Raw genomic sequence first — 12,134 nt, 5'->3', positions numbered from 1 at the left:
GACGACCGCTGAGAACTAGTCACCCCGGCCCGGCGACCCGACCCCAGGATCGCCGGGCCGGGTGTCCGTTGATAAGGAGAAGAAATGAAGATTTGTCGCTTCCACAAGGACCGTATCGGTCTTGTTCAGGACGATGAGGTTGTCGATGTCACCTCGGCCCTCGACCTTTTGCCGCAACTGCGCTACCCGTTGCCGCGGCATGACCCGTTGATCGCACATCTCGATCAGCTCAAGGAGGCATTCCTTGTGGCTGCCAGGACCGGAGAGCGCAGACCAGTCCGTGAACTGGCCTTCGATTCACCGGTTGCAAACCCCGGCAAGCTTGTCGCGGCGCCTGTGAACTACGTCAAGCACCTGGAAGAGGCGCGCGCGCAGAAGGATCTGCACCAGGGCAATGCAGCCCAAGTGCGGGTGATCCACGAGACCGGCCTGTTTCTGAAGGCTACCAGCAGTCTTATCGGCCCCTCCGAGCCGGTGACACTGCGCTTCCCTGATCGGCGCAGCGATCACGAAATCGAACTTGCGGTCATCATCGGCAAACGCGCCGACAGGGTGTCAGCGGAGCGCGCGCTGGAGTACGTCGCAGGATATGCGATCGGGCTTGACATGACGGTGCGCGGCGCCGAGGAACGCAGCATGCGCAAGTCCATAGACAGCTATTCGGTGCTGGGACCGTGGCTTGTAACAGCCGATGAAATCACCGATCCGTCCCAGCTCGACTTCGAACTGAAGGTGGACGGCGTCACCAGGCAGAAGGCCAATACGCGTGATCTTGTGCTGAGCGTGCCGGAACTGATCGAGATGGCCAGCCGATTCTATACACTGGAAGTGGGCGACGTCATCTTCACCGGGACTCCCGAGGGCGTCGGGCAGATTGAGCCGGGCAACAAGATCCATGCCTGGATCGACCGGATCGGCTCGATGGAAATCGACGTCACCTGACGCCAAGAAAAGCTGGCCATCTGCTTGTGGGTGGCCAGCTGCAATCGCTATGACTGTCTCAATCCATGTCGGCGTCACGTGCGGTCGGAATTGACGGTCGTGTGTTCTTGCGTGTTGCATAAACAAACGCTGCCATGGAAGTCAGGAACTGACGCTGCACCTCTGGATCAATTTCATCCAGGAGCAGCGACTTCAGCTTCATGACCTGAATAAACGCCTTGCCGTACAATTCCTCGCCAGCAGGGGTGATGTCGAGCAGTTTCTCTCTGCCATCCGTATCACTCTTCTTGATCGAAAGCAGCCCGCGCTTCTCAAGCGCGCTTGCAGTTCGTCCACAGCTCGCCTTGTCTATTGCGGCGCGCCGGGCAACTTCAGTCACGGACAGGCTCGGGAAATTTCGCACTGTTGCGATAATGATCCAGCTCACAGGCGACAACGGCAGGCCAGCCATAGCCTCGTCGAAGGCACACAAGAAGATTTGGTAGCTACGCCGAATCAGATGCGCGGGATGGTCCATAATGACCCGAAAATCGGCGTCGCCACCCAAGGTTTCGGGCGGTCTCCGCTCAGTATCATCTTTCATGCGCCGACCATCTTCTTTTTCGTTGTTGCCCGCTTATAGCATAACACCCTTCGATACCACTGACAATCTCGGGCAGCAGATGGACGTCTTTACCCTTGGAGCGCGTTACCGGAAAACCCGGGCTCGGGTTTGGTCATGTCTGAGTCGGGGCCTTGGCCATCAATCGCTTGACTAGGAGCAGCAAGATATGCGAACAATGTAGTATGCATGCTTAGTTTAAGCCATTGATCCGCCTGAATGACCATGGTCAGGCGGGATTGGGCACGAAAAAGGCAGCCAAACGGAGGAGTAAGTTCGTCGTTATTGTTCCCAAATGGGTGGGCAAGCCTGCCTTGAGTGGAGCAGTTTCGATTCGAACGACGTGCTGGGAGGAAGAATATCTATGTCGATCCAAGTGGTGTTCATTGATTCGATGGGAGAGCGACGTGAGGTATCGTCGCGCGAGGGGCAGTCTCTGATGGAGGCTGCGACGATGGCTGGCGTGCCGGGAATTGATGCGGATTGTGGCGGCGCTTGCGCATGCGCGACCTGTCAGGTCTATGTTGACCCCAAGTGGCTTTCTCTGCTTCCGCCGACCAGCGAAGGTGAAGCCAGTATGTTGGAGTTTGCGGCCAACAGGCAGGACAGCAGCCGGCTTGCTTGCCAGATTCGCCTGACAGCAGATCTCGATGGTCTCACCGTCACCACCCCAGAGTTCCAGTTCTGATATATGTAACGCTTTCTATCTGATCGCGCCAAACGGAGGATAAATATGTCGCTGACCGAAAAGCCTGTGGAAACAGCAGAACGAAAGATGTTCTATGACAAGATCGATAGCGGGTCCTATACCCCACTTTGGACTGTTTTGTCGAACATCATCACTCCTGAGCCCAAAAGCGGTTGCTTGCCGCACCTTTGGCATTTCGACGAAGCGAAGGCCTACCTGCTGGAAGCGGGCAGTCTGATCACGGCGAAGGAAGCCGAGCGGCGCGTCCTTGTGCTTGAAAATCCAGGCCTGCGCGGTCAGTCCCGGATTACGACGTCGCTTTACGCTGGCCTTCAGATCGTCCTGCCGGGCGAAGTTGCCCCCGCGCACCGCCACAGCCAGTCAGCTTTGCGCTTCGTGATGGAGGGCAACGGCGCGCATACGTCAGTCGATGGCGAGCGCACAGTGATGAACTTTGGCGATTTCGTAATCACTCCGCCGGGAGCCTGGCACGACCACGGCAATGACAGCGACGCGCCGATGATCTGGCTCGACGGTCTGGATATTCCAATCGTGTCGGTGTTCGACGCCTCTTTCGCAGAAGAGCATCACGCGGATCAGCAGCCAATTACCCGCCAGCCCGAAGACAGCAGCTGGCGCTACGGTGCCAACATGCTTCCGGTCGACTACGAGGCGACCAGAATAGCGTCGCCGATCTTCAATTACCCTTACGAACGCTCGCGCGAAGGCCTCGAGCATCTTTTGAAGCAGGGTGAGGTCGACCCCTTCCACGGTATCAAGATGCGCTATGTCAACCCGGTCGACGGCGGCTGGGCGATGCCGACGATTTCGCCCTGCCTTCAACTGCTTCCGAAAGGCTTCAAGTCGCGGCCGTATCGGTCGACAGACGCAACGGTCTTTGTCGTCACTGAAGGCACCGGTCGCAGTGTGATCAATGGAAAGACTTACGAATGGGGTCCGAAGGATCTGTTCGTCGTTCCGAGCTGGCATACCGTCACGCATGAGGCGGACGGCGATGCAGTGCTGTTCTCTTACTCCGATCGCGTCTGCCAGGAGAAACTCGGGCTTTGGCGGGAAGACCGTGGAAACGCGGTTCCGCTCGGCGCATAGTGACACTGTCCGGCATGGTGCGCCCTAGCTGCGCACCATGCCAATCCACGCAAAAAAAACTCACATAAATCGGGACTTCAAGCCATGAAACATGAACTGCTCACGGTCGATGACGTGACAGGTTGCTGGGCGATCATGCCCACGCCGTCCAAGCCCAACGCGTCGGATCCGCGCGCTGAAGACACGGTCGATCTGGACGAAACGGCCCGTGTCGTCGAGGCTCTGATCGCCTCTGGTGTGAACGGGATTCTTTCTCTCGGCACCCTGGGAGAGGGAGCCACGACAACATGGCAAGAGAAGCAAGCCTTCATGCGCACGCTGGTCGAAGCCGGTCGCGGTCGCATTCCCATCTTCGGCGGGGCGACCGCCCTTAACACCCGCGACTCCATCAGCATGACCCGTGCCGCGCGCGAGATCGGGCTTAACGGGGTGATGATGGGGCCGCCGATGTGGGTTCAGCCTGATGTGCCGACAGCAGTTCAGTTCTTTCGTGATGTGGCCGAGGCGTGCCCGGACATGGCTATCTGTGCATATGCCAACCCCGAGGCATTCAAGTTCGAGTTCCCGCGTGCTTTCTGGGCGCAGATCTCCGAAATTCCGCAGATCGTATCTGCCAAGTACATAAACACGGCAGCGCTCTATACGGACCTGAACCTGACCAAGCGCCGCATTCGACTGATGCCGCTTGATGTGGACTATTACGCCGCCGCCCGGCTCGACCCCGAACACTGCACGGCGTTCTGGACCAGTGGCGCGGTTTGCGGGCCAGCACCTGTGATCCAGCTTCGCGACCTTGTGGCCAAGGCGGTAGAGACTGGCGATTGGACCCAAGCCAAAAAACTGACCGACAGGATTGGTTTGACCTATCGGACCCTCTTCCCCAACGGCTCGTTCAAGGAATTCTCGGTCTATAACATCGGCATCGAGAAGGCCCGTATGGATGCGGCAGGTTGGATGGTCGCTGGACCTTGCCGTCCGCCCTACCACCTGGTTCCCGCAACGGCTCTGGAAGGCGCGCGCGAGTCCGGGCGTCAATGGGCAAAACTCGCTGCGGAGCTTGAGGCGGAGAGCGGCAAGTGACCGGTCGGCATCTTGACTTCTACTTCGATTTCATGAGCCCCTTCGCTTATCTGGCCTTTCACAAGGTGCCGGGGATCTGCAAGCAATACGGTCTGGAGTTTCGGCCCCATGTCGTGAACCTGCCGCAACTCAAACTCATGGCGGGGAATACCGCACCACCAAATGTCAGCCTGCCGTTGAAGATTCGCTATTTGAGCAAGGATCTCAACCGTTGGGCTGAGGAATATGGTTTGCCTTTGACCTTTCCGAAGTCACTCGCGTCCGAGAAGCTCAACAAGGCTTTTCTTTATGCAATGGCGAAAGGCGAGGGAGAAGCCTTCATCCGGACTGCGTGGGACCGGGTCTGGGGAGAGGGTGCAGACTTGGCTGACCCGGCGTTGCTGGATGAATTGGCGAAGCAGTTCGGCTGGAATCCCGATGCTCTGTCGGCTTGGGTTTCATCGAAGGATGCTACAGACCAATACGAGGCGAGCACGCAGGCCGCGCATGAGGCAGGTGTGTTTGGTACGCCCACGATGATAGTGGGTGATCAGATGTGGTGGGGGAATGACCGCATCACATTTATGGAAAGAACGCTCCAGCAGGAGCTTTGACATCAACGCCATCCATCCATAGGGAGGAATAGTATGGCTCTTCAAAAACTTTCGCACGCGCACTTGCGGGTTAAGAACCTCGAGGAATCGGTGCGGTTTCACACAACTGTACTGGGGCTTGAGGAAATTGCCCGGCAAGACGGTACTGTTTACCTGACCTGTGGGACCGACGGAACTTTCGATGTGGCCGTGACCGAGGGTGGTACCGGCGTCATCAGCTTTGCGATCGCTGCGGATGATGAGGAAGACCTCAAGCGCTACACCAAGCGGGTTTCCGATGCCGGCGTCCAGGTCCGGGAGATGACGGACTGCGATCCGGGTGTCGAGAAGATCATCGAATTCGACCTGCCGCCCCAAAACCAGAAGATGCAGATTGCATTGCTGCGGTCTGAGGCGCGCAAGCACTACTATAACCCGGCTGCTCGCAAGGCCAACCACCTGAGCGGTCTGGCGCCGCTTGACCTCGACCATATCACGCTGCGCGTCGGTCCGGATGCGACCCAGACGATCGAATTCCTGCGCAAGCATGTCGATTTCTATGCCTCTGACATTGTCGAGTTCCCCGGAGGCGCAGGGCGTCTTGCGGCCTGGATGCATGTCGGCGACTATCACCATGACGTCGCAATGTTTGCGGGCGCGCCGCATGAGACGCTCGACCATCTCGCATGGACGATCCCGAACATGGAATACATGAAGCTCATGCTCGATCAGGTCGCACGCGGTGGGGTCATGACGGAAGCAGGCCCGGGTCGGCACGGTGTAGGCTCGAATCTCTACTCCTATTTCTTCACGCCGGATGGCAACAGGTATGAGCTTTCGGGGGAAATGCCGCGTTGTGTGGACCACAAGGCAGGCCCGTTCATCTGGAGCGCGGACAAGCCGGGCATCTTCAGCTCGTGGGGGGCTCCGTTCCCCGAGAGCTTCAAGGTGGGTTCCTAACTCAGGACAGTGCCGCGCTGCGGCGCTGACAAGTAATCAACAGATGACGCGCGGCACAGGTCTGCGCGTCATCTGTATCATGGTCTGAGGAAAACTCCGATGGAACGTATCATCATCATAGGCGGTGGTTTGGCTGCGGTCTCCGCGGCGAAAACGCTGCGAACAGAAGGCTTTGAGGGCACTGTCACGGTCCTCTCCGAAGAAGGGCAGTTCCCTTATGACCGCCCGCCGCTGTCGAAGGCGGTTCTTCAGGGTACGGCAGATGCACAGAGCACTTGCTTGCTGAACGCCGAGGCCGCGCAAAATCTTGGCATCGACCTTCAGCTCAACCAACGCGTCGAAGCAATCGACCGCGACGCGCATGTGGTACGGCTCTCTTCGGGAGCAAGCCTGCCCTATGACCGCCTGCTGATCGCGACCGGAAGTCGCGCCCGCATGCTTGATGGCCCCTTCGCGGGAAAAGCCAATGTTTTCTATCTGCGTACGATTGCTGATGCCGAGCGTTTGCGCGCGCAAATGGTGCCTGGAAAGCGGCTTTTGTCGATTGGCGCGGGTTGGATCGGTCTTGAAGTCGCAGCAACAGCCCGAAAAAGCGGGATGGAAGCGGTGGTCGTCGAACTGGCCGACCGGCTTTGCGCCCGCAGTCTGCCAAAGGATGTCGGTGTCGCTTTGGCTGATGTGCACCGTGGCAATGGCACCGTGATCCATCTGAATACCTCAATCGTGACGGTAGGCGGAGATGACCGGGTTGAAAGCGTGACTCTGTCAAACGGGGAAACGCTGCTGGTTGACATGGTCGTCGTCGGGATCGGCGCGATTGCGAATGATGCGATCGCGCGGGAGGCTGGCCTGGAGACGGGCAATGGCATCATCGTAGATGAATTTCTGCGCACGTCCGACCCGCTGATTTTTGCGGCCGGGGATGTGGCGGCCATGCGGGGTGGCGGTGGCCAGCCGACACGGATGGAATCCTGGGCCAATGCGCAGGACCAGGCCGCTGCGGCCGCAAGAAACATGCTGGGGAAGAGCGAGCCCTATGCCGTCAACACCTGGTTCTGGTCTGATCAGTACGACCTCAACATTCAGATGATCGGCGATAACCAGCCCGCTGGGGGAACTTTGCTCGTGCGGAAGGGCGAAGGAAAGTCGTTCACCCGTTTCTCGGCCATCGGTGATCGGCTGGTCGGTGCCATCTGTTTCGGTGCGCCCCGCGACATGGCGATCGTTCGCCGCCTCATGTCGAAAGGCTACGCAGTGACTGACGACTCGCTGATCACAGCACCAGACCTTCGTAAGCTACTGTAAGCACAAAGAATACCCAACCAGGCGAAGACCTGGGCAACGCCATCAACAAGAAGTCCAACACATAGGGAGGAAACACATGTTTAAAACTTACTATACGGCAACACTCAGCGCTTGTCTGGCTCTAGCCCAAACTTGCGCTGCCCAAGCACAGGATGCAGACCAAAACGGCTGGTATCTCCGGGGCGGACCCGTGGGGATATTCTTCAGCCCCGGAGCCGATCTGTCCGTCGGAGGTGCACCATTTCCGGGCGCCGATGTTTCGGTCGACGACAACTACTCGTTGAGCTTCGATGTCGGCTATCGCGTCAACGAGCAGATTTCCGCCACCTTCACATTCGGAATCCCACCTACCGCAGAGATTCGCGGCGACGGATCCCTTGCTGGAGCATATCTCGGGGACGTGACTTACGCCCCTGCGATTCTTGCGCTCCAGTATCGGTTTCCCACCGGGAATCCGATGTTCGAGCCCTATGTTGGCGCGGGTATCAATTACACTATGATACTGGACTCGAAAGCGCGCGATGTTGCCGGATTCGATGTGGAAAACGCTTGGGGCGCCGTCCTCCAGGTCGGTTTCGAAAGCATGATCAATGAGCGGATGGGTATCTACTTCGACGTCAAGAAAATCTGGCTCGATGCCGACGTCAAGGGCACATTGGGCGTCGGCGGGCCGTCAGCGACAGGTAGTGCGACGCTCGATCCTCTGCTTGTCGGGACCGGTCTGGTCTGGCGCTTCTGAGACACTTACTCCGGCAGCAGTTTCAGAGTATCTGTGCCGCAACTCCAAGGATGGGAAACACTGTGAAAATGGAACTCTACTACATACCTGCGGCCTGTTCGCTGGCTGCTCACATCAGTTGTCTGGAGGCGGAGATACCCACAACTTGCCGAATGGTCGTGATGGACCCGGCGGGAAACAAGGTCGATGGTGAGGACTATAGCAAGATCAACCCACTGGGTCTGGTCCCCACCATCGTCGATGGCGAGACCAAGATCTCTGAGGCTGCCATAGTGCTGCAATACATTGCGGACAAGGCAGACGGAAAACTCGGCAAGGTGACGGGAGATGAGCGTTGGAAGCTTCTTGAAACCCTGAACTTCATCTCTACAGAGCTTCACAAGACAATGGCGCCGTTGTTCCGTCCTGATCTGCCGGTCGAAGCCCGTCCTTTCTTCGAAAAAATGGCTGCCAACCGTCTGACCGAAGCAGAGAAGCGCATTGGAAGTGCCGGCTATCTTGTCGGCGACAGCTTCACCGTTGCCGACGCCTATCTCTTCACGGTGCTCGGTTGGTGCAACTTCCTCAAGATGGACATGTCTCCTTGGCCGAAGCTCGTCGAATACGCGCAGCGGATCGGTGGACGACCGGCTGTCCTGCAAGCTCTGAAAGAGGAAGGGCTCTTGTCCCCCGCCTGACGTAGGCTTGGGGTCAGGGTCTATTGATTTCGCCCGTGCAGCGTGATTCAGCCTCCGCAAGGAGGCTGAATTATGACCAACATATTCTGACTGACGGACGCGCAAATTGTCGATGACCACCCGGTCTGGCACGCCGTTGGTGGCAATCGCACGATGCAAGAACCGGCGCGCTGCCGCTAAGTCCCGATGCTCTGACAGTAAGAAATCAAGGGTTTTTCCGTTGCGATCCACGGCCCGGTAAAGGTAACTCCACCGGCCTTTCACCTTGATGTAGGTCTCGTCCACTCGCCAGGACTTAGCGGTCTGCCGCTTGCGGGCTTGCGCCTGCGCCGCGATCAGCGGTGAGAACTTTACTAGGTATTGTCACGTTAACGGGCTTGAGGTTGCGGGTTCATGGATCTGTGCGTAAGCGGTGTCGATGCAGACATTGAAAATCAGCTACAAGCGCCCCGTCTTGGTCTGACGACTGCCGATTTGGACGTTATCGAACTAAACGAAGCCTTCGCCGCGCAAGGCATCGCCGGTCCCGCCATCGTCGCAAACCTGCGCTCGTCCTTTAGCTGAAGCAGGGCAGGAACCATGGAGAAAAGCGCGGTCATCCTCGGGCTCTCGCGGCAAGCCAAGTTTCTTGGCCTGCCGATGCCCTATGCCATGGCAGTGGGAGCGATGACCGTGCTGCCCTTCATTCTGTTCAAGCCAGTCTGGTGGTTCCTGACCGCCCCGATCTGGTACGGGCTTGCGCGCGTAGCCACCAAGCTGAACCCGAATGGGCATCATGTCTTCGCGGTCATGATGCAGGTGACGCCGATGGCCATCCTGCGGAAAGGTCGGCGTCATGTTTCTTGAACGGGAGGGTCTGCGGGGCAGGGCGCGGGCATTGATCCCGGTGGACCCGAAGATCTATGCGCACCTGCCCTATGTCATCGAGCTTGATGACGAGGTGGTGCGTACGCGAGACAACGGGCTGATGATCTCGCTGGAGGTGACCGGCATCGACGGGATCACATCCGGGTCTTCGGCCATCACCGCCCTGCGGGCCGGATTCGCCCACTTTCTCGACACGCTGGATGAGCGTTTCAGCTTCTATTTGCACCGGATGATGCGTTCGGCCAACGCCCAGCTGAAACCCATCCACGGCCAAAGCTTTGCCGCCGACATCGACCGAGCATGGGGCGCCGAGCTGCAGCGCCGCAATCTGCAGGAATCGGTGCTCATCCTGACAGTGGTCCGGCGCCAAGTTACGCCGCTGGTCGTGCCGTTCTTCGGCAAGGCGGCAGCAAAGGTCTGGGGCGAGGATACCGACCGCAGGTTGGAAGAGTTGCGCGAAGTGGTTTCGATCCTCGAGACCGGTCTTGGTGTGAAATCCCACCGCCTCAAGATCAGCGATGGCAGCCTGATTGGTTTTTGTGCCTCTCTTCTGACGGGCGAGTTGCGCGGCAAATCCCGCAGCCCCTTTGGGATCATCGCTGAAGATGCCAGCGATGCCGCCATCCATTTCGGCAAAGGCCAGTTCACGGTGGAGGAGGGGGCAGACACGCCGCGCGTCGGCGCCGTCCTCTATGTCAAATCCTACGCCACCTCGACTTGGCCCGGCATGCTTGATGCACTTGGGGCCAGCCGCGACACCATCATCACGCACAGCTACACGCCGATTGAGCGCGGCAGTATCACCGAGCGCGTGAAACGCCGCATGGCCCAAATGCGGGCCTCCGAAGACATTGCCGCGACGATTGAGGCGCAACTCTTCGAGGCTGCCGACAAGTCGGAAAACGGCGAGCTCGGGTTTGGCATCCACCAGATGACGATCACGGTCTTTGCTGGCGATCAGGCAGCACTCGATACCGAGGTCGCCCGCATCCGCGGCATCGCCCATCAGAACGGCATGCGCTTGGTCCGCGAGGTCACGGCACTCGAAGCTGCGTTCTTCGCCATGCACCCCGGCAATATGGATTACCGGGCACGGGACATGACGGTCTCGTCCTTGAACTTTGCCGACATGGCGGCACTGCATGCGGCTGATACCGGGACGGAAGCCGCACGCTTGCCGTGGCAAACGCCGCTGACGCTGTTCCAGACGCTGCAAGGCTCGCTGCACCGGTTCAGCTTCCATGAACCCGGCGATCCGATGGCGGAGCCGACAAACGGCCACACACTCGTCCTGGGCAAGTCCGGCGGCGGCAAGACCACGACTGTCGCCTTCCTCGCAGCCCAGGCCCAACGAGCAGGGGGCCGAACGATCATCTTTGACAAGGAAGCCGGCCTCAAAATGGCTGTGCGCGCCCTTGGCGGTCGCTATGCCGAAATCCGTGCCGGACGTCCGACCGGGCTGAACCCGCTCGCCACGGAGTCTGGAGAGCGAGGCGAAGCATGGTTTCTGGATTGGCTGGTCGCACTTCTCGAACAGCGCAGCGGGCCGATGACACCCTTGCAATCCGAAGCCCTCAAGTCAGCGATTTCCCAGAACGGCAAAGCCCGGCAAGGGTTGCGGAATTTCCGCGCGTTTCAGGAACTCTTCGGCGATGTCGGCGACGGCCTCGATCTGGCGCAGAGGATCAGCGAATGGGAACCCGAAGGGCGGTATGGCTGGGTCTTTGGCGAGGCAGACGAGCCGGTGGTGGATTTCACCAGCCACGATGTGACGGCCGTCGATCTCACAGAAATCCTCGATCTCGGCACCGAGCGCACCGCGATCCTCGGCTATCTCTTCCGCCGCACCGAGATGCTGATCGAAGAAAAGCGCCCGACGCTAATCCTGATCGACGAGACCTGGAAGGTTCTCGACGACGAATACTTCGCCAAGAAACTCGCGGAATGGTTGGTGACCGCGCGAAAGAAGAACGTCGTCGTGGTGATGATGACCCAGTTTCTAAGCCAGATCCGGGGCTCGAAAGCCCGATCGATTCTAGACGCGCTACCGAACCAGCTTCTGTTCCCGAACGGCGAAGCGGCCAGTGCCGATTACGACGGCTTCCGGCTGACCGACGGCGAGTTGGATTTTGTCCTCAGCCCAATCCCGGGCCAGCGCATGGTGCTGTCGCGCACACCGCGCAGTTCGACCGTACTGAATGTCGATCTCAAAGCTCTGGGGCCACTTTTGACAGCACTTGGCGGTGGTCAAGCCGGACTGAATGCCTTTGGTGCCGACTACGCCGCGCGGCCAAAATTCTGGAAGGAATGATTGTCCAATGAAATCACTATATTACATAACCTTGATTATGCGTGACTTACGCTGTTTCGTGTCATGGTGTATTGACGGTCATCGCTACTCGCCCTAGTAGCATTTGCCACACCAAGTACCCGGAACTGCATGCAAATTGGTCCTCTGTCTCTAAGCACCGATTTTCGATTTTTCTGCTCCCTCACCTTCGAATGTAACATATATCGCGTGGCGATATTTCGTGTACCGTGTCCGTTTCGCGGGCATGAACTTGGGGTCTGATGCCGGAGGGGGCAGAATAGT

General features: G+C 58.6%; 13 protein-coding genes and 1 pseudogene. 12 read left to right on the top strand and 2 right to left on the bottom strand.

What is annotated here, in order from left to right; genetic code table 11:
- Positions 1 to 84: 84 nt before the first annotated feature.
- Positions 85 to 942, top strand: a complete 858-nt coding sequence (locus tag DL1_RS15445; RefSeq protein WP_038068048.1) for a fumarylacetoacetate hydrolase family protein — start codon at positions 85 to 87, stop codon at positions 940 to 942.
- A 58-nt stretch (positions 943 to 1,000) separates the two neighbouring features.
- Here DL1_RS15445 and DL1_RS15440 read toward each other — a convergent pair whose 3' ends face one another.
- The gene (locus DL1_RS15440; protein ID WP_038068046.1) at positions 1,001 to 1,525 is read right to left on the bottom strand and encodes a MarR family winged helix-turn-helix transcriptional regulator; all 525 of its coding nucleotides are present in this window, start codon (positions 1,523 to 1,525) and stop codon (positions 1,001 to 1,003) included.
- A 382-nt stretch (positions 1,526 to 1,907) separates the two neighbouring features.
- Here DL1_RS15440 and DL1_RS15435 point away from each other — a divergent pair, with 382 nt between their 5' ends.
- The 8 genes from DL1_RS15435 to DL1_RS15400 all read left to right on the top strand — a co-directional run bounded on the left by DL1_RS15435 (position 1,908) and on the right by DL1_RS15400 (position 8,674).
- On the top strand, positions 1,908 to 2,231 hold the full coding sequence (locus DL1_RS15435; protein ID WP_037209930.1) for a 2Fe-2S iron-sulfur cluster-binding protein: 324 nt from the start codon (positions 1,908 to 1,910) through the stop codon (positions 2,229 to 2,231).
- A gap of 45 nt (positions 2,232 to 2,276) precedes the next feature.
- On the top strand, positions 2,277 to 3,341 hold the full coding sequence (gene gtdA, locus DL1_RS15430) for a gentisate 1,2-dioxygenase (RefSeq protein ID WP_038068044.1): 1,065 nt from the start codon (positions 2,277 to 2,279) through the stop codon (positions 3,339 to 3,341).
- A gap of 84 nt (positions 3,342 to 3,425) precedes the next feature.
- The gene (locus DL1_RS15425) at positions 3,426 to 4,421 is read left to right on the top strand and encodes a dihydrodipicolinate synthase family protein (RefSeq protein WP_038068042.1); all 996 of its coding nucleotides are present in this window, start codon (positions 3,426 to 3,428) and stop codon (positions 4,419 to 4,421) included.
- Positions 4,418 to 5,014 (top strand): 2-hydroxychromene-2-carboxylate isomerase, encoded by a 597-nt coding sequence (locus tag DL1_RS15420; protein WP_051693611.1) that lies wholly within the window; start codon positions 4,418 to 4,420, stop codon positions 5,012 to 5,014. Before DL1_RS15425 ends, DL1_RS15420 begins: the two co-directional genes overlap by 4 nt.
- A gap of 33 nt (positions 5,015 to 5,047) precedes the next feature.
- Entirely contained in the window at positions 5,048 to 5,953 is a 906-nt protein-coding gene (locus tag DL1_RS15415; protein WP_038068040.1) for a VOC family protein, read from the top strand.
- A 99-nt stretch (positions 5,954 to 6,052) separates the two neighbouring features.
- Positions 6,053 to 7,258 carry an NAD(P)/FAD-dependent oxidoreductase gene (locus DL1_RS15410; protein ID WP_038068038.1) on the top strand — a complete coding sequence of 402 codons (1,206 nt, stop codon included), beginning with the start codon at positions 6,053 to 6,055 and terminating at the stop codon, positions 7,256 to 7,258.
- A gap of 76 nt (positions 7,259 to 7,334) precedes the next feature.
- Positions 7,335 to 7,997: an OmpW/AlkL family protein gene (locus tag DL1_RS15405; protein ID WP_074855002.1), complete on the top strand. Its 663-nt coding sequence runs from the start codon at positions 7,335 to 7,337 to the stop codon at positions 7,995 to 7,997.
- A 68-nt stretch (positions 7,998 to 8,065) separates the two neighbouring features.
- Complete coding sequence (locus DL1_RS15400; protein ID WP_038068037.1) at positions 8,066 to 8,674, top strand: glutathione S-transferase C-terminal domain-containing protein; 609 nt, start codon at positions 8,066 to 8,068, stop codon at positions 8,672 to 8,674.
- Positions 8,675 to 8,719: 45 nt separating this feature from the next.
- Here DL1_RS15400 and DL1_RS21285 read toward each other — a convergent pair.
- Positions 8,720 to 9,037: pseudogene (locus tag DL1_RS21285) on the bottom strand (DDE-type integrase/transposase/recombinase); the annotation flags it as partial.
- 30 nt (positions 9,038 to 9,067) lie between these two features.
- Between DL1_RS21285 and DL1_RS22095 the strand changes: the two are divergent.
- Genes DL1_RS22095 through DL1_RS15390 form a run of 3 tightly spaced genes read left to right on the top strand, consistent with a single transcriptional unit; the run spans position 9,068 to position 11,852 of the window.
- A complete protein-coding gene (locus DL1_RS22095; RefSeq protein ID WP_081856365.1) occupies positions 9,068 to 9,238 on the top strand; it encodes a hypothetical protein in 171 nt (56 codons plus the stop codon).
- 15 nt (positions 9,239 to 9,253) lie between these two features.
- On the top strand, positions 9,254 to 9,520 hold the full coding sequence (locus DL1_RS15395) for a VirB3 family type IV secretion system protein (RefSeq protein ID WP_038068035.1): 267 nt from the start codon (positions 9,254 to 9,256) through the stop codon (positions 9,518 to 9,520).
- Positions 9,510 to 11,852, top strand: a complete 2,343-nt coding sequence (locus tag DL1_RS15390) for a VirB4 family type IV secretion/conjugal transfer ATPase (RefSeq protein WP_038068034.1) — start codon at positions 9,510 to 9,512, stop codon at positions 11,850 to 11,852. Before DL1_RS15395 ends, DL1_RS15390 begins: the two co-directional genes overlap by 11 nt.
- Positions 11,853 to 12,134: the final 282 nt, after the last annotated feature.

Origin of the sequence: Thioclava dalianensis, from assembly GCF_000715505.1 — a bacterium.
Lineage (GTDB): Bacteria > Pseudomonadota > Alphaproteobacteria > Rhodobacterales > Rhodobacteraceae > Thioclava > Thioclava dalianensis.
Note: the sequence above shows the minus strand (reverse complement) of the source record. Positions and strands in the feature narration are given on the sequence as shown.

Bases quoted from the DNA above. Each gene is read 5' to 3' on its own strand.
- DL1_RS15445 (WP_038068048.1), top strand. From the start codon at position 85: ATGAAGATTTGTCGCTTCCACAAGGACCGTATCGGTCTTGTTCAGGAC.
- DL1_RS15440 (WP_038068046.1), bottom strand. From the start codon at position 1,525: ATGAAAGATGATACTGAGCGGAGACCGCCCGAAACCTTGGGTGGCGAC.
- DL1_RS15435 (WP_037209930.1), top strand. From the start codon at position 1,908: ATGTCGATCCAAGTGGTGTTCATTGATTCGATGGGAGAGCGACGTGAG.
- gtdA (WP_038068044.1), top strand. From the start codon at position 2,277: ATGTCGCTGACCGAAAAGCCTGTGGAAACAGCAGAACGAAAGATGTTC.
- DL1_RS15425 (WP_038068042.1), top strand. From the start codon at position 3,426: ATGAAACATGAACTGCTCACGGTCGATGACGTGACAGGTTGCTGGGCG.
- DL1_RS15415 (WP_038068040.1), top strand. From the start codon at position 5,048: ATGGCTCTTCAAAAACTTTCGCACGCGCACTTGCGGGTTAAGAACCTC.
- DL1_RS15410 (WP_038068038.1), top strand. From the start codon at position 6,053: ATGGAACGTATCATCATCATAGGCGGTGGTTTGGCTGCGGTCTCCGCG.
- DL1_RS15405 (WP_074855002.1), top strand. From the start codon at position 7,335: ATGTTTAAAACTTACTATACGGCAACACTCAGCGCTTGTCTGGCTCTA.
- DL1_RS15400 (WP_038068037.1), top strand. From the start codon at position 8,066: ATGGAACTCTACTACATACCTGCGGCCTGTTCGCTGGCTGCTCACATC.
- DL1_RS22095 (WP_081856365.1), top strand. From the start codon at position 9,068: ATGGATCTGTGCGTAAGCGGTGTCGATGCAGACATTGAAAATCAGCTA.
- DL1_RS15395 (WP_038068035.1), top strand. From the start codon at position 9,254: ATGGAGAAAAGCGCGGTCATCCTCGGGCTCTCGCGGCAAGCCAAGTTT.
- DL1_RS15390 (WP_038068034.1), top strand. From the start codon at position 9,510: ATGTTTCTTGAACGGGAGGGTCTGCGGGGCAGGGCGCGGGCATTGATC.